21 protein-coding genes and 1 tRNA gene are annotated in these 20,384 nt (G+C 66.3%); 10 read left to right on the top strand and 12 right to left on the bottom strand.

Going from position 1 to position 20,384, the window contains the following annotated elements; genetic code table 11:
* Positions 1-14: 14 nt before the first annotated feature.
* From CETAM_RS01460 to nth, 3 genes are read right to left on the bottom strand one after another with little or no spacing between them, the layout of a single operon-like run.
* The gene (locus tag CETAM_RS01460; RefSeq protein WP_156226745.1) at positions 15-794 is read right to left on the bottom strand and encodes an NUDIX hydrolase; all 780 of its coding nucleotides are present in this window, start codon (positions 792-794) and stop codon (positions 15-17) included.
* A complete protein-coding gene (locus CETAM_RS01455) occupies positions 791-1,381 on the bottom strand; it encodes a TlpA family protein disulfide reductase (RefSeq protein ID WP_156226744.1) in 591 nt (196 codons plus the stop codon). Before CETAM_RS01455 ends, CETAM_RS01460 begins: the two co-directional genes overlap by 4 nt.
* Entirely contained in the window at positions 1,378-2,079 is a 702-nt protein-coding gene (gene nth, locus CETAM_RS01450; protein WP_156226743.1) for an endonuclease III, read from the bottom strand. Before nth ends, CETAM_RS01455 begins: the two co-directional genes overlap by 4 nt.
* A 339-nt stretch (positions 2,080-2,418) precedes the next feature.
* On the opposite strand from nth, the gene glxR reads away from it, so the two are divergent.
* Complete coding sequence (gene glxR, locus CETAM_RS01445; protein WP_156226742.1) at positions 2,419-3,102, top strand: CRP-like cAMP-activated global transcriptional regulator GlxR; 684 nt, start codon at positions 2,419-2,421, stop codon at positions 3,100-3,102.
* A 72-nt stretch (positions 3,103-3,174) separates the two neighbouring features.
* Here the strand turns inward: glxR and CETAM_RS01440 are convergent, their stop codons facing one another.
* Genes CETAM_RS01440 through CETAM_RS01425 form a run of 4 tightly spaced genes read right to left on the bottom strand, consistent with a single transcriptional unit; the run spans position 3,175 to position 5,020 of the window.
* The gene (locus CETAM_RS01440; RefSeq protein WP_156226741.1) at positions 3,175-3,996 is read right to left on the bottom strand and encodes an MBL fold metallo-hydrolase; all 822 of its coding nucleotides are present in this window, start codon (positions 3,994-3,996) and stop codon (positions 3,175-3,177) included.
* A 49-nt stretch (positions 3,997-4,045) separates the two neighbouring features.
* Positions 4,046-4,507, bottom strand: coding sequence for a RidA family protein (locus CETAM_RS01435; RefSeq protein ID WP_156226740.1), 462 nt, complete (start codon positions 4,505-4,507; stop codon positions 4,046-4,048).
* The gene (locus tag CETAM_RS01430; RefSeq protein ID WP_156226739.1) at positions 4,507-4,662 is read right to left on the bottom strand and encodes a DUF4177 domain-containing protein; all 156 of its coding nucleotides are present in this window, start codon (positions 4,660-4,662) and stop codon (positions 4,507-4,509) included. The genes CETAM_RS01435 and CETAM_RS01430 overlap by 1 nt, the downstream gene beginning before the upstream one ends.
* Before the next feature lie 22 nt (positions 4,663-4,684).
* Positions 4,685-5,020, bottom strand: coding sequence for a WhiB family transcriptional regulator (locus CETAM_RS01425; protein WP_156229320.1), 336 nt, complete (start codon positions 5,018-5,020; stop codon positions 4,685-4,687).
* A gap of 167 nt (positions 5,021-5,187) precedes the next feature.
* On the opposite strand from CETAM_RS01425, the gene CETAM_RS01420 reads away from it, so the two are divergent.
* Positions 5,188-7,572 carry a penicillin-binding protein gene (locus tag CETAM_RS01420; protein WP_156226738.1) on the top strand — a complete coding sequence of 795 codons (2,385 nt, stop codon included), beginning with the start codon at positions 5,188-5,190 and terminating at the stop codon, positions 7,570-7,572.
* Here CETAM_RS01420 and CETAM_RS01415 read toward each other — a convergent pair.
* Positions 7,569-8,042: a GatB/YqeY domain-containing protein gene (locus tag CETAM_RS01415; protein ID WP_156226737.1), complete on the bottom strand. Its 474-nt coding sequence runs from the start codon at positions 8,040-8,042 to the stop codon at positions 7,569-7,571. The genes CETAM_RS01420 and CETAM_RS01415 overlap by 4 nt on opposite strands.
* Positions 8,043-8,107: 65 nt before the next feature.
* Between CETAM_RS01415 and CETAM_RS01410 the strand changes: the two genes are divergently transcribed.
* A complete protein-coding gene (locus CETAM_RS01410; RefSeq protein WP_231587614.1) occupies positions 8,108-9,004 on the top strand; it encodes a metallophosphoesterase in 897 nt (298 codons plus the stop codon).
* Positions 9,005-9,066: 62 nt separating this feature from the next.
* Positions 9,067-9,143, top strand: a tRNA-Pro gene (locus CETAM_RS01405).
* A 37-nt stretch (positions 9,144-9,180) separates the two neighbouring features.
* Here the strand turns inward: CETAM_RS01405 and CETAM_RS01400 are convergent.
* Both CETAM_RS01400 and CETAM_RS01395 read right to left on the bottom strand, forming a co-directional pair.
* Entirely contained in the window at positions 9,181-10,299 is a 1,119-nt protein-coding gene (locus CETAM_RS01400; RefSeq protein WP_156226736.1) for an alpha/beta fold hydrolase, read from the bottom strand.
* 120 nt (positions 10,300-10,419) lie between these two features.
* A complete protein-coding gene (locus tag CETAM_RS01395; protein ID WP_156226735.1) occupies positions 10,420-11,829 on the bottom strand; it encodes an ABC transporter permease in 1,410 nt (469 codons plus the stop codon).
* Positions 11,830-11,959: 130 nt separating this feature from the next.
* Here CETAM_RS01395 and CETAM_RS01390 point away from each other — a divergent pair, with 130 nt between their 5' ends.
* The 6 genes from CETAM_RS01390 to CETAM_RS01365 are packed head-to-tail and all read left to right on the top strand — an operon-like array spanning position 11,960 to position 17,816.
* Positions 11,960-14,875 (top strand): DUF4040 family protein, encoded by a 2,916-nt coding sequence (locus tag CETAM_RS01390; RefSeq protein ID WP_156226734.1) that lies wholly within the window; start codon positions 11,960-11,962, stop codon positions 14,873-14,875.
* Complete coding sequence (locus tag CETAM_RS01385; protein ID WP_156226733.1) at positions 14,872-15,255, top strand: cation:proton antiporter subunit C; 384 nt, start codon at positions 14,872-14,874, stop codon at positions 15,253-15,255. The genes CETAM_RS01390 and CETAM_RS01385 overlap by 4 nt, the downstream gene beginning before the upstream one ends.
* A complete protein-coding gene (locus tag CETAM_RS01380; RefSeq protein WP_156226732.1) occupies positions 15,256-16,779 on the top strand; it encodes a monovalent cation/H+ antiporter subunit D family protein in 1,524 nt (507 codons plus the stop codon).
* A 1-nt stretch (position 16,780) separates the two neighbouring features.
* Positions 16,781-17,200, top strand: a complete 420-nt coding sequence (locus tag CETAM_RS01375; RefSeq protein WP_156226731.1) for a monovalent cation/H+ antiporter subunit E — start codon at positions 16,781-16,783, stop codon at positions 17,198-17,200.
* Positions 17,197-17,469, top strand: a complete 273-nt coding sequence (locus tag CETAM_RS01370; protein ID WP_156226730.1) for a cation:proton antiporter — start codon at positions 17,197-17,199, stop codon at positions 17,467-17,469. Before CETAM_RS01375 ends, CETAM_RS01370 begins: the two co-directional genes overlap by 4 nt.
* 2 nt (positions 17,470-17,471) lie before the next feature.
* Positions 17,472-17,816 (top strand): Na+/H+ antiporter subunit G, encoded by a 345-nt coding sequence (locus CETAM_RS01365; RefSeq protein WP_156226729.1) that lies wholly within the window; start codon positions 17,472-17,474, stop codon positions 17,814-17,816.
* A gap of 5 nt (positions 17,817-17,821) precedes the next feature.
* Here the strand turns inward: CETAM_RS01365 and CETAM_RS01360 are convergent, their stop codons facing one another.
* Together CETAM_RS01360 and CETAM_RS01355 are read right to left on the bottom strand one after the other, a co-directional pair.
* Positions 17,822-18,445 (bottom strand): Ltp family lipoprotein, encoded by a 624-nt coding sequence (locus tag CETAM_RS01360; RefSeq protein WP_156226728.1) that lies wholly within the window; start codon positions 18,443-18,445, stop codon positions 17,822-17,824.
* A 288-nt stretch (positions 18,446-18,733) separates the two neighbouring features.
* Complete coding sequence (locus CETAM_RS01355) at positions 18,734-20,278, bottom strand: catalase (protein WP_156226727.1); 1,545 nt, start codon at positions 20,276-20,278, stop codon at positions 18,734-18,736.
* Positions 20,279-20,384: the final 106 nt, after the last annotated feature.

Here is a 20,384-nt window from a genome sequence, read left to right as displayed (position 1 = left end):
AGTCTCTCCGGTGATTACCGGAGGAATCTTACCCGGTTGCCCGGATCTGAATAGCGAGGTTCATTGTTACGCGACTTCGCCAGCGTGTCCTGCAGGTCCAGGGTGGTCTGCCGGTCCCAGGGCCGTTCCCAGCCGGCCTGGTGCAGCATCGCGGACAGCAGGCCTGCGGTGAATCCCCACACGAGGTAGTCGTTGATGGTGAATGCGGGCCCCTTCCACCCTGCCCACCCGACCATGAGTCGGTTCCGGGGGTCGACCAGGTCGGAGACGTAGGCGGGGAAGACGTCGTCGGCTTCGGCGGGGCTGGCCACGCCGACCTCACCGGGGGTGTGCCAGTGGCCGAGCACCGGGTGGACGGGGTATCCGGAGGCCCGGATGTGGACGGGTTCCATTTCCGCGACGGGCGTGACGGTGGAGCGGTCCAGGCCGGTCTCCTCCCATGCCTCCCGCAGTGCGGCGTCGACAGGGTTGAGGTCCGTGGCGTCGACACGGCCACCGGGGAAGGCGATCTGTCCGGAGTGGGAGCGCATCGACGGCGACCTGTGGGTCAGCAGCACTGCAGCGTTTCCTGGCGGGTAGGCCCCGAAGTGGTCGTCACCCGAGAAGAGCATCAGGACGGCGGCCGAGCGGTCGGGGGCTTCGCGGTTGGTCATGCACGCGTCAACGCCCCGGATGTCGGGATGCGAATGGGCGGCGGTCACCTCCGACACCAGCCGCCGCATCCATCGGGGCGCCCGCTCGGGATTGAGTTCCGTGTTGGTGCCGGGCTGATCCGGCTCGACATCCATCCTCATGTGCCCTCCACTGCTTCCGCGACGGCGTCCGTCAGCTCCCGGGTCGATTCAAATGACTTCGGGAACATCGCCACCTGTTCGGTGCCTTCGAACACCACCGTGATGGGGATGACACCGGGTAGACCCAGGGTACCGGCGAATGTGTTGTCGACGTCCTGGTAGCTGGCGAGATCGATGCCCAGTTCCTCGAGCATCGCCGCGCCGTTGCCCGGGTTCGCATCGGCATGCACGCCCACGACAGTGTATTCCGGGTGGGCGGCGGCGAATTCATCGAAGAACGGCAACTCATCCCGGCACGGCCCACACCACCATGCCCATACATTGACCACGGTGACGCCTTCCGCCGGCGCCTTTCCGTTGTCACCGCCCAGGCAGTCCAGCTCGACGCCGCCCGCCCCGGTGGAGGGACAGTCCGGCCGGTCCACGACGTTGCTTTGCGACGCCCCCGTGGTCACCGCAGCCGTGTCCGCCGCCTGGGGACCCCCGGCCGGCCCATTCACGGTGCGCAGCATGGCGAAGGCCGCCGCGAAGACCGCGAGGGTGAGGATGATGCCGATGACGATCGTCCAGGCGCTCTGCCGATTCATGACCACGCTCCAGGGGCAGGGTTGTAGGAGGGACAGTCCTTCGCGATGGCGCATGCGTCACACTCCGGGCGTCTGGCATGGCAGACCCGGCGCCCGTGGAAGATGAGCCGGTGGGAGAACATCGTCCATTCCTTCTTCTCGATCTGTGCGCACAACGCCTGCTCAATCCGGAGGGGATCAGCTTCCCCGGTGAGCATGAGACGGTTCGCCAGCCTGGTGACGTGGGTGTCCACCGCCAGGCCCGGCAGCCCGAATGCGTTGCCACGCACCACGAGTGCGGTCTTGCGCCCAACTCCCGGCAGCGTCACCAGGTCTTCGATGGCGCGGGGCACCTGGCCATCGAAACGCGCGACCAGGGCCTCCCCCAACCCGATGAGATGGCGCGCCTTCGCCCGGAAAAAGCCGGTCGGACGGATGATCTCCTCGATGTCCGCACTTTTGGCTGCCGCGTAATCGGCTGCCGTGGGGAAACGGCGGAACAGTTCCGGCGTGACCTGATTGACGCGGACGTCCGTGGTCTGGGCCGACAGGACCGTCGCGACCGTCAATTCCAGCGGATTTGTATAGTCGAGTTCGCAGTGCGCGTCCGGGTGAACCTCGGCCAGCTTTCGGTTGATACGGCGGGCCCGTCGGGTACGCCCCAGGTCCGTCTCGGTACCTCGGGCGGCAGAGTGGGGAAGCGAAGACGTGACCGGCATAATTGACAGTTTAGCCACGACGAGGGCCGGACATGACTGGCGTTCTCCTCGTCGCCGCTCCACTCGTCCTGACATCATGCGGCCTGCAGGTGGACAAGCTCGACTCCGTGGCCCCGTACACCAGTGACGAGTCAACCAATTAGACATTGAGTGTGATGAACCTGGTAATGTGACAAATTTCCCTCCCCCTACCTACCAGTGATCGATTACACGGTAGGGTGGTGGAAAACACACTGCGCCGGAAGTCACAGCCGTGCCCCCAAAAGGGGCCACATGCATCATTGAAGGTTCTCCCGGCGCGCTGTCTACGCATACCGAAAAATGACAGAGGAGCGACAAGTGGAAGGTGTACAGGAGATCCTGTCACGCGCCGGAATCTTCCAGGGCGTGGATCCGGTGGCCGTGGCCAACCTGATCCATGACATGGAGACCGTCCGATACCCCCGGGGAACGACCATCTTCGAGGAAGGTGAACCCGGCGATCGCCTCTACATCATCACCGCCGGCAAGGTGAAGCTGGCCCGTCATGCATCCGACGGCCGCGAGAACCTGCTCACCGTCATGGGCCCGTCCGACATGTTCGGCGAACTGTCCATCTTCGACCCGGGCCCCCGAACCTCCTCCGCAGTGTGTGTCACCGAGGTCCAGGCAGCGACCATGACCTCGGAGATGCTCAAGCAGTGGGTCTCTGATCACCCGGAGATCGCCCAGCAGCTCCTGCGCGTTCTGGCCCGCCGCCTGCGCCGCACCAACGCCTCCCTGGCCGACCTCATCTTCACCGACGTTCCCGGCCGCGTGGCCAAAACGCTCCTCCAGCTGGCCAACCGCTTCGGTTCCCAGGAGGGGGGCGCCCTGCGCGTCCACCACGACCTCACCCAGGAAGAGATCGCCCAGCTTGTGGGCGCCTCCCGCGAGACCGTGAACAAGGCCCTGGCCACCTTCGCCCACCGTGGCTGGATCCGCCTCGAGGGCAAGTCCGTCCTCATCGTGGACACCGAGTCCCTGGCCAAACGCGCCCGCTAGTGCCACTGTCCCGGTGAAAAAACCCGCCGGCCCACCTCACGGTGGCCGGCGGGTTTCTCGTTCCCAGGCTTTCTAGGCGGGCTTTTCCACGTCGAGGTAACGCAGGGCCACGCGGGTGGACTGCTCCGCGGCGTGACGCAGCACCGGGTCGACGTCGTCGTACATCTCGTCGATGAGCGTCTTGAGCTCCACGTCATCGCCCAGACGGCCGCGAATCTCCCGGATCTGGTTGAGGCGGTGCTCACGACGGTCGATGTACTTGCGGGCGTAGGCGGACAGGTCCGCACCCTCCGGACCATGTCCCGGCAGGAGGGTGATGTCCTTACCGCGCTCCTCCAGCAGACGCAGGGTGGCCAGGTACTGGCCCAGGTCGCCGTCGGTCTCGGAGATCATGGTGGTGTGACGGCCGGCGATGGTGTCACCGGTGACCACACCCTCCAGGGTTGACTCCCCCGGAACGCCCGACCAGATGAAGAAGCACACTGAATCAGCGGTGTGACCCGGGGTGTGGACGACCTCGATCTGGGGGGTGACGCCTTCGACGGTGATCACCTCGGCGTCGACAAGCGGAGTGCCCCCACCAGCACAAGCGGTCGGATCAAAAGCGCGGATCGGCGCGCCGGTGAGCTGCCGGAAACGCGGCGCTCCGTCAGCATGGTCGGGGTGATGGTGGGTGAGCAGAACCAGTGCCGCCTCCTCGGAGTTCGTACGGAGGACGATCAGATGGCCCTCGTCCTCCGGTCCGGGGTCGATCACGATGCTGCGGGTGTCCCCCTCAGCACGGATGACCCAGGAGTTCGTGCCCTCCAGGGCCGCATAGCCCGGGTTCGCACAAAGGACCACAGACACGGACGGGGTAACCGGTCGAAGCTGGCTGTAAGCAGGATGCTCCATGCGCACAAGCTTAGCCCGGTTTCAGCGACCTGCCGAACCGTGGAGCGGACTAAACCGAGATCTCCACGATGAGCTCAATCTCCACCGGCGCACCGAGCGGAAGCTCAGCGACGCCGACGGCGGAACGGGCGTGCGCGCCGGCCTCGCCGAAGATCTCCCCGACCAGATTGGAGGCACCGTTGACCACGGCAGGCTGGCCGGTGAAGCCCTCCGCGGAGGCCACGAAACCCACGATCTTGAGAACGCGGGTGACCTTGTCGATGCCCACGAGAGCATCCACGGCGGCCAGCGCATTGAGGACCGCGGTGCGGGCCAGGTCGCCGGCCTCCTCCGCAGTGACCTCCGCGCCCACCTTGCCGGTGGTGGGCAGCTTGCCGTCGACGAAGGGCAACTGGCCCGAGGTCCAGACCTGGTTGCCGGTCCGGATCGCCGGTACATAAGCCGCAACCGGGGCCGCGACCGCCGGGAGGGTGATCTGCAGCTGGGCCAGCCGCTCAGAAACGGCCGACATCAGTTCTTCTCCCGCTTCATGTAGGCGACGACATTCTCCGGGTTCGGCCCGGGCACGACGGTGACAAGCTCCCAGCCATCCTCACCCCAGGTGTCGAGTATCTGCTTGGTGGCGTGGGTGAGAAGCGGAACGGTGGCGTATTCCCAATTAGTCATGGCAGCCAGCGTACCGGGCCGGTCACATGCCGTTGAGTTCCCCGCCGGACGCGAGATACTCCGCCCAGTTGGTGATGTGCGGGTTGCTCCGCAGGAGTGCGCGACGCTGACGTTCCGTCAGGCCGCCCCACACCCCGAACTCGACCCTGTTGTCGAGGGCATCGGCGCGGCATTCGGTGAGCACGGGGCAGTGGCGGCAGACGACAGCCGCCTTCCGCTGCTCGGCCCCCCGGACGAACAGGGCATCCGGGTCACCACTACGACACTTGGCCTGGGTGATCCATTCACCCCGCTCGTAGCAGACAGGCTGCTGATCAGACGAGGAACGGAAAATCTCTCCGGCCAGAGGGGTTGCCATCATTCTCTACCTTTCAAACAGTCCAGGTGGTCCAGACTTCACATCGGCCCACACGGCCATTATGCGTGTAAGTCTATTCACAGTCTTAACATGAAGTCGAGTACGTCACACTTCCAGGGGGAAACATTAGTTCCCCCACTCCCCCCTCACTGCGTAGGGTAAGAGTCGTGTCTGTATGGAAGCCCCTGGCCAATCTACTTTCCGCCACAATCATTGCGGGTGTGGCGGGTGCGCTCGCGCTTGCCCCCGTCGCAGGTATCTCGGGGGTCGGCATCGCCCGGACGAATGAGACGATGCAGTCCAATCTCTCGGACCTGACCTACGGCGACACCCCGGGGGTGACCACCGTCACCGACGCCACCGGTCAGCCCATGGCCTGGCTGTACGACCAGCGCCGTTACGAGGTGGGAGGCGAACAGATCTCGCAGCACGTGAAGGACGCGATCGTCGCCATCGAGGACCACCGCTTCTACGAGCACGACGGCGTGGACATGCAGGGCACCGCACGCGCCATGCTGACCAACCTCCTCGCCGGAGGGGTCGAACAGGGCGCCTCCACGCTCAACCAGCAGTACATCAAGAACTACCTCCTCCACATTGAGGCGAAGACCGAGGAGGAACAGGCGGCCGCCGTCGAACAGTCCATCCCCCGCAAGCTGCGGGAAATGCGCCTGGCCGCGGACCTGGACAGGGACCTGAGCAAGGACGAGATCCTCACCGGCTACCTCAACCTGGTGCCCTTCGGCAATCGTTCCTACGGCATCGAGGCAGCCGCCCGAACCTACTTCGGCATCAGCGCCGCCGAACTCTCCGTGCCGCAGTCCGCGTTGCTCGCCGGCATGGTGCAGTCCTCCGAGGGCCTCAACCCGTACTCGAACCCCGAGGGTGCGACCATCCGCCGCGACTCCGTACTGCGGGCCATGGCCACCCACGGCTATCTCACCGCCGAGGAGGCCGACGCCTACATCGCCCAGCCGCTGGGCGTTCTCGAGTCCCCGGCCACCCTGCCGAACGGCTGCATCGCCGCCGGCGACCGCGGCTTCCTCTGCGACTATGCACTCACCTACCTCGACTCGAAGGGCCTGAGCCGGGAGCAGCTGCATGAGGGCGGCTACACCATCACCACCACCCTCGACCCGCAGACCCAGGATGCCGCCCGCGCCGCCGTGGCCCGCAACGTCGACCCCATGGCCGCAGGTGTCGCCGAGGTGATGAACGTGGTCGAGCCGGGCTCCGATTCCCGCGACATCCTCGCCATGGCCTCCTCACGCAACTACGGCCTCAACCTCGAGAACGGCGAAACCATCCTCCCGCAGCCGAGTTCACTGGTGGGCAACGGTGCGGGTTCGGTGTTCAAGATCTTCACCGCCGCCGCGGCCATCGATCAAGGCATGGGCCTGGAGACCGAACTCGCAGTCCCCGCCCGCTACGAGGCCCGGGGACTGGGTACCGGCGGCGCGGAGAACTGCCCGCCCAACACCTACTGCGTGGAGAATGCCGGCGCCTACCAGCCACGGATGACGCTGCGCGAGGCGCTGGCCTATTCCCCCAACACCACGTTCATCCAGCTCATCGAACAGGTCGGGGTGCCTGCTGTGGTGGACATGTCCGTGAAGCTGGGTCTGCGCAGCTACGAGGAGGCCGGCACCCACGACGGGGAACGCTCCATCGCGGAGTACATGAAGGCTGCGAACCTCGGCTCCTACACCCTGGGCCCCACCCCGGTGAACCCGCTGGAGCTGTCCAACGTCGGCGCCACCATCGCCTCCGGTGGCCGGTGGTGCGAGCCGAACCCCATCGCCAAGGTCACCGACCGCGCGGGACAGGAGGTCTTCCTCGAGCGGCCCGACTGTGAGGACGTCATCGACCAGGGCGTCGCCAACGCGCTGGCCGTCGGCATGTCCGACGACCTCACCATCGGCACAGGCTCGCGTGCGGCGAACGTGAACGGATGGTCGGGACAGGCCGCCGCCAAGACCGGTACCACCGAGTCCAACCAGTCCTCGGCGTTCCTGGGTTTCAACAGCGGCTTCGCGGCCGCACCATACATCTACAACGACGGCACCACCACCAGTCCGCTGTGCACCTCGCCGGTACGACAGTGCGCCGGCGGTGACCTCTTCGGCGGCCGGGAGCCGGCCGAGTCCTGGTTCCAGACCGCCAACCTCGTGCCCGCCGCCCTCAACGGCACGCTCCCCTCCCTCGACGAGCGCTACGAGCTCGGCACCACCCATGCCGTGCTCGCGGAGGTCGTGGGTCTCACCGAGGCGGACGCCCGCCGCACCCTCGAGGGGGCCGGCTACCGGGTGAACGTGCGGAGCACCGAAGGGACCCAGCCGCGGGGGCGCGTCGAACGCGCCGTTCCCGAGGGCATGCTGCGCCCGGGCGGGACAGTCACCCTGGAGATCTCCACCGGCCCGCCCGCGCGCCCGGCACCCACGGCACCGACGCCCACCGAGCGCGGCACGCGGCCTACTCCGACTCTCCCGTCGCTCACCCAGGACGACATCAACGACGTCGCGGACCAGATCCGCGACGCCCTGGGCATCTAGCCCAGCTTCGCGCGCACCGCCGCCGACAGACGCTTGCCGTCCGCCTGTCCGGCGGCTGCGTCGGAGGCGACCTTCATGACCTGCCCCATCTGCTTCAACGACACCTCGTCCGGTGCCACGCCGAGCCCGGCGGCGACGAACTTGACAGCGTCATCGACGAGAGCGGCCACGGCGGCGTCATCAAGCTGAGCGGGCTGGTAGTCCTCCAGCACCGCCACCTCGGCGAGTTCCGTCTCCGCCAGCTCGGGGCGGTTGTTGGCCGAGTAGATCTCCGCGGACTCCCGACGCTTCTTGATCTCACGCGCGATCACCTTGAGGATCTCCTCGTCGGTCACCTCGTGCTTCGTTCCTGTGGTCTCTTCAGTCTGAATTGCGGCGAGCAGCATGCGGATCGTTCCCGTACGCTCCTTCTCCCTGGCCTTCATGGCTGTCTTCAGATCGTCCCGGATCCTGCTCTTGAGTTCGCTCATGGGCCCCACGGTACTCGCCGGGTAGGGTGGGCCGGGTGAACGAGACAGCCAAGGTGACCAAGCGTATTCTCCCCCTCGCGGGTCTGGCGGGCCTCAGCGCCCTGGCCGCCGCGGGCGTCGCCGCCTGGGGAAACTCCGAACTCGACAAGTTCGAGCTCAAGGACATCACCGTCCCCCTGCTTCCGCCGGGAACGCTGCGCGGCAAGGCGGAGTTCCGCCTCCTGCACATCTCCGACCTGCACATGATCCCCGGCCAGGACACCAAGATCGCCTGGGTCAGCGCGCTTGATTCGCTCAGCCCGGACCTGGTGGTCAACACCGGCGACAACCTCTCCGACGAGCGCGCCGTCCCCGACGTCCTCCGCGCCCTCGGGCCGCTGCTGGGCCGCCCCGGCATGTTCGTCTTCGGCACCAACGACTACTGGGCCCCGCAGCTCTCGAACCCCTTCTCCTACCTCCTCAACAAGCGCCGGGCCCCCTCCTACATCGACCTACCCTGGCGCGACATGCGTGCAGCCTTCATCGAGCGCGGCTGGCACGACGCCACCCACAAGCGTGTCGAGTTCCAGATCGGCAACGTGCGCATCGCCGCCGCCGGTGTCGATGATCCGCACCATGATCTCGACGATTACTCGCTTATCGACGGCCCGCCCAACCCCGACGCCGACCTCTCCCTCGCCCTCCTCCACTCTCCCGAACCACGGGTGCTGTCCCGTTTCGCCGAGGACGGCTACCAGCTCTCACTGTCCGGCCACACCCACGGCGGCCAGCTGTGTCTGCCGGGTTCAAGGGCCATCGTGACCAACTCCGGCATCGACCGTGCCCGCGTGCAGGGCCTCCACGACTTCGGCCCCATGAAGATGCACGTCTCGAACGGACTGGGAACCTCCAGGTATGTCCCGTTCCGCCTGTTCTGCCGCCCCTCAGCCACCCTGCTGCGCATCACCGAAACCTCCCACTGAACTGGCGTTTTGTTCCCGGCCGAGGATGTGGGCTATGGTATTCCAGGTACCACGCGGTACACCGGGATATGGCGCAGCTTGGTAGCGCGCCTCGTTCGGGACGAGGAGGTCGCAGGTTCAAATCCTGTTATCCCGACCAACTGAGAAGACGGTCATGGTTTTCTGGGCTGAGAAGTTCAGGAAACCCACCGTCGAAGCAAAACCCCGCTGATTTTCAGCGGGGTTTTCGCATTGCTCCACCACGCCTTGGCTTCGAGCGGTCGCTGCAGCACCCTGCCGCCTGCAGAGACAGCATCGGCGGGCCCCCTGGTGGCGGATGGCCCGGCGGCCGGACGGCCCGCATACAGGTCGAGATAAAGCTGGAAGAGCTCCTGTCGATGTTCAGCCACCCCGGGAGTGGAGGTGTTCACAATCTCATGGCCCACCTTCCACTTCCCCGGGATGGCCGCCTCAAACAGCTCAAGTCCATTCGCCTCCGCGAGAGTCCCGGGAACCGACACCGCCAACCCCTGGTCGATACGGGTGTCGTCTTCGGCGATAACCGTGGCCACGCTCCTCAGCGCGGGGGACCCGGGATCAGCCCGGAGGTTGTCACCGATGATGAGATACTGTGCCAGGCCGCGGTAGGAAAAACCCGGATCCGCACTGTCCGCACCGTTACTGAAGGAATCCGCCAGCAGGTGCTTCCCGTACAGGGTCTTCAGCAGGGGGAGCTGCCATTTCGGGACCTCGGAGGACGCCGGTTCGTAGAAGCCGGAGAGAACGAGCAGTCGTTCCACCTCCTCACGGTGATGCGCCGCCCACGTCCCGAGGAGCCCCCCTCCGGAAAGCCCGACCACACCGACCTCATCACCGAGTCCCGTGGCGATCGTGATCGATTCATTGACGTAATCGACGAGTGCTCCGGCCTCCACCTCGCCGTGTGCCCTGGGGTCAGCTGTGCCATGCGCCGGGGCAACCGGAAGGTACACGTTGTAACCGGCCTCGAAGAAGTGCAGGGCCAGATCATCGAACTGGCTGGGACAGACCCGTATCCCGTGGAAGAAGACGACCGCACCTTCCGTCTTTCCGTCATGAGTGAGTACCCGGCTCCGGCATTCCCCGGTCACCCCCCTGGCCTCGTCGGATACCCGCTGCGCATGCACCGCCCCCATGGCCTGCCCGTAGGACATGGACGCAGAATCAGCTGTCTGCAGCTCCCGGGATCGATGGGGCCAGAGATATATCACGGCGACCGCCACGATCACGACGATGACAACCACGGCAACGGCCGACCGTCCGGTCTTCCACAGCATGCGCATGAGATGCTCCCACTCCCGGCGAATGTCAGCCCTATTCTAGATAACCCCGCCTGACCATGGAGTGGGCATGACAATGCGCCCGGAACAACTGCGGAAGGTGTTCCAGGCGCGCTGTCACACGGCCGTCGCCCGGCGCCCGCCCAGCGCCACACCCGAGACCCCGATCACCGCCATGGCACCCAGGATGGCGAGCGCAAGCCAGAGCACCTGGGAGGAGCCTCCATTACCCAGGGTGGTCAGGCCGGCGGTGGCCCAGCTCAGCGGCGAGAGATTGGCCAGGATCTGCCAACCGCCGGCGACCTCGGTGTAGGACAGGGATTTCCACACCCAGCCGACCAGGCCGATCTGGGCCAGGCCGACCACACCCGTGACAATCCAGCCGAGAACGGGGCCGAACAGGCTGAGCACCACGCGGGTGGCCATGGCGGAGGCCACCACGCCCAGAGCCAGGACCACAGCGGACGAGGCCGCGAGACCGGCGGTCAGGCCGGTGGCGACCAGCCACAGGAGCACAACGCCCAGGCTGGTGAGGCCGACGGCCGCACCGAGGAGGATCCACCAGTTGCGGGTAGCTCCGGCGAAAGCCCCACCGAGCATCACCAGGGCGGCGATGAGCAGGGCGTACATCGGGGTCAGTGCCACGGCGGGGCCATCCGCCGACTCGACGCCGGCCGTCTGGGAGACAGGCAGGGCACGCTGGGCGGCACCGATACGGTCCTGGGTGCGGGTGGCCATGTCGTCGATACGCTGGGCGCCTTCGTCGAGGGAGTCCACACCGCCGATGGCCTCGCCGATACCGCCCTGCGCCTGGGTGAGCCCGTAGGAGAGGTCCTGCGCACCGCGTGTGGCGGAGTAGACGCCATCGTGGAAGGCGTAGCCGGGGACGCTCAGCTGGTTGGCGATCTCACGGGAACCGTCCTTGAGTTGGCGCAGCTGGTCGGCGAGGGCCCCGTTGAGCTGGAGGTTCTGGACCTGCCCGCGGAGATCGAGGAGCTGGGTCCGGGCGTCCACGAGCCGGGGGTCATCGGCGCCCTCGAGCTCGCGGGTGGTGCGGTCGATGGCCTCCATGAGCTGGCCCTGGATCGCGCCGAGGCCGATGACCTGGTCGACGGCCCCGCCCACGCCGTCGGCGACCTCGGTAGCGCCTCCGCCGAGCTGGCCCACGCCGGCCTGGATCTCCACGAGCCCCTGGTGGAGTTGCTGTGCACCGACGACAGCCTCATCGACGCGGTCCGGCAGAACCGTGGCCTGTTCCCGCATCTCGGCGACACCCTCAGCCAGCTCCCCGGTGCCGGTGGCCAGGAATCCTGCCTGGGCGCCGGCCTCGCCGACGGCGCGGCGGGCGTCGACAAGCTCGGCTCCGTGGACTCCGGCGGCGGGCGCGGCGGCGGGTTCCTCGGCGCTGCTCCAGCTGCGGGCGGCGTCGAGGTGGGTGGTCGCGGCGAAAATGGTGCCGATGATCAACGGCGCCAGGAGGAGGATCGCCGTGACCCAGTGACGGGTGAGGGTGGTGGGCAGGCTCATGCCTTAAGAAAGTACTGCTCAGGAAGGGGGGAGATGTGGTAGGCGCACCGGAATATGTGACTGGTAACGTCATTCAGGATTCTTTGTGATTTTCACATGTCCCCGAGCTGATTGAGCGTGGTATCCCACCGTGACACTCATACTTGTCATTTCGCTCGCGGCGCTGGCGGTTGTTGCGGCCCCACTCGCGGTGCGTCTTCTCGACAGAAATGCAGGCTGGCCTTTAGCCGCCCTGTTCCTCACGGGAGCCGGGCTCCTGGCCAGGGAACTTCCAGCTGTGTTGGACGGCCGGCCACTGGAGTTCTCCCGGGTGTGGGTCACGGATGTGGTCGCCCCGGGGATGGACGTGACATTCTCCCTGCGTGGCGACGCGCTCGGCCTGTTCTTCGCGCTGCTGGCACTGGTGATCGGCGCGGTGGTGTTCGTCTACTCGGCCGCCTATCTGCCGAAACGGCAGGGCAACACGAGTTTCTACACCATCATGACGGCGTTCACCCTGTCGATTCTGCTGCTGGTGCTGGCCGATGACGTGGTGATCCTGTTCCTGGCATGGGAGCTGGTGTCGCTGGCTTCCTTCATGCTCATCGCCCGTTCGGGTTCAGGGGGTGAGGCCGGTTCGGTGCGCACCCTGATTCTCACGTTCGTCGGCGGCCTGACCCTGCTGGTGGCCGTGGCCATCGCCGCGAACGCCGCGGGCACGACCAACCTGCAGGGCATCCTGGCCAGTGGCTTCTGGTCGGAACGTCCGGAGGTCACTATGGCTCTGGCGGTGCTGGTGGCGGTCTCCGCCTTCACCAAGTCGGCGCAGCTGCCCTTCCACTTCTGGCTGCCGGAGGCAATGGCCGCGGCGACGCCGGTGTCGGCGTTCCTGCACGCCGCGGCCGTGGTCAAGGCCGGTATCTACCTGCTCCTGCGCTTCTCCACGGTCTTCCATGACGTGGCGGTGTGGAACGGTCTGCTCATCATCGTCGGCATGACCACGGCGGTGATGTCTGCCCTGTTCGCGGTTCAGAAGACCGACCTCAAGCAGCTCACGGCGTACTCCACGGTCTCGCACCTGGGGTGGATCGTCGCGACCATCGGCGTGGGCACGCCTGTCGCCATCGCCGCAGCAGTGGTCCACACCGCAGCGCACGCGCTGTTCAAATCCTCGCTGTTCATGCTCATCGGCGTGATCGACCACCAGGCCGGCTCGCGGGACATCCGCCGCCTGGGCCGACTGTGGGACCGCATGCCGTGGACCTTCGGGGCCGTGGCCATCGGTGCGGCGTCGATGGCCGCGGTGCCGCCGCTGCTGGGCTTCGTCTCCAAGGAGGGCATGCTCACCGCCTTCCAGGACGCACCCGCCGCCGGCCTGCTGCTCTTCGTCGCGGCGATCGGCGCGGTGCTCACGTTCACCTACTCCGCGAAAATCGTGTTCGGCGCATTCATCGACGGCCCGCGCGACATGTCCGACGTGAAAGAGGCCCCGGTCCGGCTCTGGCTGCCCGCAGCTCTCCCGGGGGTGCTCTCCCTCCCGCTAGCGTTCGCCCTCCCGGTTTTCGACGCCCCCGTCGACGCCGTCGTCGCCTCCGTCGGCGCCACCAACGAGTCACACCTGGCGCTGTGGCACGGTGTGAACACCCCGCTGCTGATATCGGTGGCGGTGCTGGTCATCGGGGCGCTGGGCGTGGTGGCACGCAAGCGGATCTGGCCTGCGCTTGAGGGCCGGAAGCTCGCCCCCGCCTCCGGCAACGAGCTGCTCTCCGCCCTCGTCCACGGCGCCACCCTGCTGGGCCGCGCGCTGGGTGCGATGGCCAACACCCTCAACCCGTCCCGTCACCTGCTGCCGCTGGTCCTCAGCGTCATCGTCCTAGGCGTGGCCACCTGGTTCACGCCGGGAGTGGACGGCATCACCCCCGCCCCGCGCGCCCCGGGCCTGGACAACCCCTGGGACCTTATTCCGCTGGCGATCATCGCGATCTCGGTGGTCGGACTGGCCGTGACCAACTCGCGCCTGACGGCGGCGGTGCTCATCGGCACCGTCGGCGTGGGCATGAGCCTGCAGATGATGCTGCTCGGTGCCCCCGACGTGGCACTGACGCAGCTGACGGTGGAGTCGCTCACGGTCATCGTCATCATGATGGTGCTGCGTTACCAGCCGAACCTCTTCCCGAAGGTGAAGTCCGGCAGACGCCAGATCGGTTCTCTGGTCATCGCGCTGCTGGCCGGAGCCGTGGCCTTCACGGGCGTCCACGCGCTCCTGGGTCGCCGCGAGCGTTCCGAGCTGGCCATGTGGTACCTCACCGAGGCCCCCGAGATCACCAGCGGACAGAACGTCGTGGCCACGATCCTGGTGGAGTTCCGCGCTCTGGACACCCTCGGTGAGCTGTCGGTCCTGGGCATGGCGGCCATCGTCATCGCCGCGGTGGCCAAATCCATGCCACGCCACCCCTTCAAGAACGGCACGCGCCCGGCGCCTTTCGGCCAGTCACAGCTCAACTCGATCCCGATGCGCAAGGTCATCATCCTGGTCATCCCGGTGCTGGCGATCCTCAGCGTGCTGGTGTTCATGCGTGGCCACCAGGACCCAGGCGGCGGCTTCGTCGCAGCCCTGATCATGGGCGCCGCCATCGGGCTCGGTTACCTCTCGAAGGGCCAGGACTCGATCATCTTCCGGGAGTCCACGCCGATCTGGTTGACGGGCATCGGCATCATCACGGCCGTGGGCGCCGGTTTCCTCGGGCTGCTGGAGGGTTCCTTCCTCTACGCCATCCACGGTTACATCTTCGGCGAGCACATGACCACCTCGCTCATCTTCGACCTGGGTATCTACCTCGCGGTGCTGGGCATGCTCACCATGGCCATCAACGCGCTGGGCGGGTACCTGCGCCCGGGCGTGGACCTCAACGATCTCGAATGGGCCCGGGTCGAGGAGGGGCCGCTGCCCGCCACCCCGGAGGTCACCGCCGATGAGGGAGCTGTGGACCCGTACCCGGCCCCTATCAACCCGGCCTCCGCTCCCCTTTCGGTGCTCAACGAGACAGACAAGGAGACGAACCGATGATCCTCGCACTGACCATCGCCGTCCTGGTCACCGGTTCTGTGTACCTCATCCAGCAGCGGGGCATGGTGCGGATCGTGTTCGGCATGTCCCTGTTGGGTCATGCGGCGAACCTGACGCTGCTGGCCGGCGGCGTGGGTTCATGGCGCGGAGAGCCCTTCCCCGACCGCACCCCGCTTGCCGACGCAGCCGACCCCCTCCCCCAGGCCTTCGTCCTGACGGCCATCGTCATCGCCATGGCCACCACCACCATCCTGCTCACCCTCGCGGCCCTGGGCCACGACGATGACACCAACGTCCCCGAGCCCGCCGACGACAACATCGGCGTCGACCCGATGGAGACGCTGGGCCGGGCGACGTCGAGAAGCACCGGAGGAAACTAGATGGACTGGACGCTCCCCCTCTTCGCGGCGATCCCGCTGTTCGCGGCGGCCGTCGCGGTACTGCTGCCATGGCGCCGGGCACGCGACGTGCTGCACATCGGCGTCCCCGTCGCCGGCATCCTCGCAGGTGGCTGGCTTTTCGCCCACACCGCGGAACACGGCACGATCGCCCACAACGTGGGCCTGTACGTCGGCGGCGTGGCCATTCCTTTCGCCGCGGACACGTTCTCGGCGATCATGATCATCACCACGATGATCGTCGCGGCGACCGCCAACTGGTTCGCCACCATCTCCGGCGAGACGGTCTCGCGCTACTACGCCTCACTCACGCTCATCCTGATCACGGGCGTCAACGGCGCGCTGCTGACCGCGGACCTGTTCAACTTCTTCGTCTTCATCGAGGTCATGCTCCTGCCCTCCTACGGGCTGATCGCCATGTCCGGCACCTGGGCACGCCTGGCCGGTGGCCGCACCTTCGTGCTGGTCAACCTGGCTGCCTCCACCCTGCTCCTGGCCGGCGTGGGCGTACTCTACGGTGTGACCGGCTCCGTGAACATCGCGGCGCTGCAGGGAGCCGCGGCCGGCAACGGCCCCGCCGTCGTGGCCATGGGCCTGGTCATCATCGCGATCGGCGCGAAGGCAGGCGTCTTCCCCGTCCACACGTGGCTGCCCCGCACCTACCCGGGCACCTCAGCCGCCGTGATGGGACTGTTCTCCGGCCTGCACACCAAGGTCGCGGTGTACATGCTCTTCCGGATCTACGTCAATCTCTTCGACCTCGAGGACCGCTGGAACTGGCTGATCATCGCCCTCATGCTGGTCTCCATGGTCATCGGCGCCTTCGCCGGCCTGGCGGAGAACTCCATCCGCCGCGTGCTGGGCTACCAGATGATCAACGGCATGCCCTTCATCCTGGTCATGCTGGCCTTCACCTCCGACGATCCGCAGCGCGCCCTGGCCGCCGGCCTGCTCTACACCCTGCACCACATGATCACCGTCGCGGCGCTCATCCTCACCTCCGGCGCGATCGAGGAGACCTACGCCACCGGTCTGCTGTCCAAGCTCTCCGGCCTGGCCCGACGCGACCCGCTGGTGGCGGCGCTCTTCGCGGCCGGCGCCTTCTCCATCGTCGGTTTCCCGCCGTTCTCCGGAATGTGGGGCAAGGTCCTCATCGTCTTCGAGATCGCCCGGACCGCCGACTGGTGGGCGTGGCTGGTCATCGCGGTGATCGTGATCGCTTCCGTCGGCGCCCTGCTGAGCATGCTGCGTGTGTGGCGCGAGGTCTTCTGGGGCCAGCCCATGCAGCGCTACCCCGACTCGCTGCGCGTGTCTACCCGCCTGATCGCGCCGTCCGCACTGCTCATGGCCGGTTCCGTGGCCATGTTCCTCTTCGCCGGCCCGCTTATCGACGCCACCCTCACCGCCACCGCCGGACTCCTCGACACCGAAGGCTACGCCTCGGCCGTCCTCGGGGACGACCCGGTGGGCGTCCCCGACATGACCGACCTCCAGGGAGGCCGCTGACATGCACCTGTTCCTGTACATCCCCTGGTGGATCAAGGAGATCTTCGTCGCCGGCTTCCAGGTCGCCTGGGCCGGGTTCCGACCGAACGCGGGATATGACCCGGTCGTGGTCCGCTACCCCCTGCGGGTGACCAGCGAGTGGCAGATCTTCTGGTTCACCAGCTCCATCACCGCCACCCCCTCCACCCTGTCGTTGGGTCTGCGCGAACCCACAGTCCCCGGTGATCCCCGCATCCTGCTTGTCCAGGCCGCCTTCGGTTCGGACCCCACCGAAGTAGTGGAAGGCCTCGCCGACATGGAGGCCCGTATGGCTCCCCACGTCCGTTCCATCGATCACGGCGTGCCCGGCCAGGGCTCCGCAGTGGAGCTCGACCCCCGGTTCTACGCCTACCCCACCGACCGGAAGGAGAAGAACCAGTGACCCCCTTCGAATGGATCCTCACGGTCTGCATCGCCGTCATGGCGCTCTCCCTGATCTCCGGCCTGGTGCTGGTGCTACGTACCTCCGACGCGCTGACGAAGGCCGTCATCAGTGACCTGGTGTTCTACACCATGATCTGCATCTTCCTCACCTGGACGCTGACCAACCCCACCTCCATCGGTTACGAGGTTGCCCTGCTCGCCGCCCTGGCCGGCGGCGTGCTGCCCACCCTGTCGATGGCACGCATCATCTCGAAGGGACGCAGGTAAACATGACCATCGCCGAAATCATCGTCTCCGTGATGGTCGTCCTGTCCACCGTCATGGTCGTGGCCACCGCCGTCGCCATGTGGCGGGCCCCCGATGCCCTCACCCGCGCCAACCTCATCGGCCCTGTCGTCGGCGTCGCCGTACCCCTGCTGCTGATGGGCAAGCTCATCATCGACTGGTCCACAACCGGCTTCGACCCGAACAACTTCATCCGGGCGATCCTGGCCATCGCCGGAGTGTGGATAGTCGGTGCCGTCGGTTCCTATTACCTGGGCAGATCCATCTACGGCGTCACCGTCGTCGACGTCAGGCACGCCGAGGACCGCGCCTACCAGCCGGGAGCCTGAGCGGTTCAGAGGTTGGCGATGGCATAGGACGCCTGGTCCGCGGTGTAGCCCTCGTAGATCAACTGGTCGTATAACCCCGCCTCGGACATCGGCGAGTAGGACTGGTACTGGCGCGCTGTCCGCAACGCGTTGGTGTTCCAGTCAGCCGCCACATTGTCGACGCCGTACTGCGCCTGACCTGCGGTGTATCCCTCAAACATGAGCTGGTCGTAGAGTCCCTGCCGGGAGAAGCCGGAGTACTCGTCGTAGCTGTCGGCGGTACGGAGCGCGTTCGCCTCCCAGTCCGCCTGTACATTGTCCACTCCGTACTGGGCAGCGTCCGGGGCGAACTGTTCAAAGATGAGCTGGTCGTAGAGGCCCTGCTTCGAGAAGCCTGAGTAGTCGAGGTAGTCAGCCGCGGTGCTCACGGCCGCCCGGTATTCCGAGGACACCCCGCCATCCGAGGTAGCGGCGGACTGCGTGGTGATGGTCTCCCCTTTCGTGGTTGCCCGGGCCGTCGTCTCGCGTTCTTCGGGTTCCTCTGGTCGGGCGACTGCCGTGGACGTCACGGTCTCGAGGGCAGAGGTCTTCATCGACGACGTCGTGCTCGACTCCGCCGCCACCGCGGTCACGGTCTGGGTGACTACCACTGTCTCAGTCTCAGCGGGGTGCAGGCGGTGAGTGCGGCGGCGGCGGCGCCGAGAAGCAGGATGGTGCGGACGGGCATGAACATGGGGCCTCCTTGGGGCACGGGATCTGGCCTCATTATCACGCGGGCCTCCGACACACCCGGTCGCTTTCCCGAACAAGCGTTCAGCATCACTCCGGGGCCCGGCAGAAGTGTCGTACGTGGCATTCCCAGGCGCAGCCCCGGTGATCAAAGAAAATCGCCCCGCCGCACCGGTCGGTGCAGCGGGGCGATGCCCTTGGTGTGGAAGTTACTTCTTCTCGGCGAACAGTTCCTTCACACGCTGGCCCAGGTTCTCGTCGACCTGGGTCCAGTACCAGTAGACGCGCTCCTCAACCTCAGAGGAGACACCCTGCATGGCGTTGGAGATGTTGTCCGCCAGGCGCTCGCGTGCGGCGTCATCCAGAACCTCGCGGTAGAGGTTGCCCGGCTGGACGAAGTCGTTGTCCTCCGGGTGCTGGATGTAGGCGGAGCGGGTCAGATCGGTGCCGTGGGAATCCGGGTTGACGTACAGGTCCGTGGCCTGACCGTAGCTCTGCCCCGAGGATGAGTCCTCGCCGTTGTCCAGGTAACCGGCACCCTTGTTGTAGCGGTTCGGGGTGTAGGTGGGCTGGTCAGCGTCGTCGAACAGGTACGCCATCTGGCCTTCGTGGCTGTAGGTGTTCACGTCGTTGATGGGACGGTTCACCGGAATGTCACGGTAGTTCGGCCCGATGCGGTAGCGCTGCTGGTCTGCGTAGGCGAAGATGCGGCCCTGGAGCATGCGGTCCGGGGAGAAGCCGACACCGGGGACCAGGTTGCCCGGGTCGAGGGCGATCTGCTCGATCTGGGCATGGAAGTTCCGCGGGTTGCGGTTGAGCTCGAAGTAACCGACCGGGATCAGCGGGTAGTCCTTCTGGGACCAGACCTTGGTCAGGTCGAAGGGGTTCCACCGGTAGTTCTCGGCGTCCTCCATCGGCATGATCTGGACCTTGACGTCCCAACGCGGGAAGTCGCCGCGCTCGATGGCCTCGTGCAGGTCCTGGCGGTGGTGGTCGGCGTTCCTGCCGGCCATCTCGGTGGCTTCTGCGTTGGTGAAGTTGTCCCAGCCCTGCTGAGTCTTGAAGTGGTACTTGATCCAGACGCCCTTGCCCTCCTCGTTGATCCACTGGAAGGTGTGTGAGCCGAAGCCGTCCTGGTGGCGGGAGGTCTTCGGGGTGCCGCGGTCACCCATCAGGTACGTCACCTGGTGAGCGGACTCCGGGGTACGGGTCCAGAAATCCCACTGCATGTCGGCGCTGCGCAGGCCGTTGCCGCCGAGTCGCTTCTGGGAGTGGATGAAGTCCGGGAACTTCATCGGATCACGGAGGAAGAAGACCGGGGTGTTGTTTCCGACGATGTCGTAATTGCCCTGTTCGGTGTAGAAACGCATGGCGAAGCCATGAACGTCACGCCAGGTGTCCGGGGAGCCCTTCTCACCGGCGACGGTGGAGAAGCGGATGGCCATCGGGGTGACGGTGCCCTTCTGGAAGAGCGCGGCCTTGGTGTACTGGGACACATCCTCGGTAATGTGCAGTTCGCCGAAGGCGCCGTGACCCTTGGCGTGCGGGATGCGCTCCGGAACCGGCTCGCGGTTGAAGTGGGCGAGCTTCTCAATCAGATGGATGTCATTGAGAATGTTCGGGCCCTGCGGACCGGCGGTGACGGAGATGTTCTCGGACGGGACCGGGGCACCGTTGTGGCGGGTGGTCTGGCCGGTCACGTTCGGGCGCTTGCCGCGATTGAGAATCTGGTCGGCGGAGTTCTGCTCGGTCATTGCTCCTCTTTCTGCTTGATAATTCATATCCCCTATTAAGGGCGTTTGATTGATAGCTTAGGTCCATTTTGTGACCCGCGCAACCTCCAACGTAGTCACGCGAGAA

It is taken from the genome of Corynebacterium comes (assembly GCF_009734405.1).
GTDB lineage: Bacteria > Actinomycetota > Actinomycetes > Mycobacteriales > Mycobacteriaceae > Corynebacterium > Corynebacterium comes.
Note: the sequence above shows the minus strand (reverse complement) of the source record. Positions and strands in the feature narration are given on the sequence as shown.

Coding starts and splice junctions, on each gene's coding strand:
- CETAM_RS01400 (WP_156226736.1), bottom strand. CDS start 10,299: ATGCTGTGGAAGACCGGACGGTCGGCCGTTGCCGTGGTTGTCATCGTC.
- CETAM_RS01380 (WP_156226732.1), top strand. CDS start 15,256: ATGGACTGGACGCTCCCCCTCTTCGCGGCGATCCCGCTGTTCGCGGCG.
- CETAM_RS01385 (WP_156226733.1), top strand. CDS start 14,872: ATGATCCTCGCACTGACCATCGCCGTCCTGGTCACCGGTTCTGTGTAC.
- CETAM_RS01395 (WP_156226735.1), bottom strand. CDS start 11,829: ATGAGCCTGCCCACCACCCTCACCCGTCACTGGGTCACGGCGATCCTC.
- CETAM_RS01425 (WP_156229320.1), bottom strand. CDS start 5,020: ATGGCAACCCCTCTGGCCGGAGAGATTTTCCGTTCCTCGTCTGATCAG.
- CETAM_RS01440 (WP_156226741.1), bottom strand. CDS start 3,996: ATGGAGCATCCTGCTTACAGCCAGCTTCGACCGGTTACCCCGTCCGTG.
- CETAM_RS01355 (WP_156226727.1), bottom strand. CDS start 20,278: ATGACCGAGCAGAACTCCGCCGACCAGATTCTCAATCGCGGCAAGCGC.
- CETAM_RS01375 (WP_156226731.1), top strand. CDS start 16,781: ATGCACCTGTTCCTGTACATCCCCTGGTGGATCAAGGAGATCTTCGTC.
- CETAM_RS01455 (WP_156226744.1), bottom strand. CDS start 1,381: ATGAATCGGCAGAGCGCCTGGACGATCGTCATCGGCATCATCCTCACC.
- CETAM_RS01460 (WP_156226745.1), bottom strand. CDS start 794: ATGAGGATGGATGTCGAGCCGGATCAGCCCGGCACCAACACGGAACTC.
- CETAM_RS01365 (WP_156226729.1), top strand. CDS start 17,472: ATGACCATCGCCGAAATCATCGTCTCCGTGATGGTCGTCCTGTCCACC.
- CETAM_RS01415 (WP_156226737.1), bottom strand. CDS start 8,042: ATGAGCGAACTCAAGAGCAGGATCCGGGACGATCTGAAGACAGCCATG.
- CETAM_RS01430 (WP_156226739.1), bottom strand. CDS start 4,662: ATGACTAATTGGGAATACGCCACCGTTCCGCTTCTCACCCACGCCACC.
- CETAM_RS01435 (WP_156226740.1), bottom strand. CDS start 4,507: ATGTCGGCCGTTTCTGAGCGGCTGGCCCAGCTGCAGATCACCCTCCCG.
- nth (WP_156226743.1), bottom strand. CDS start 2,079: ATGCCGGTCACGTCTTCGCTTCCCCACTCTGCCGCCCGAGGTACCGAG.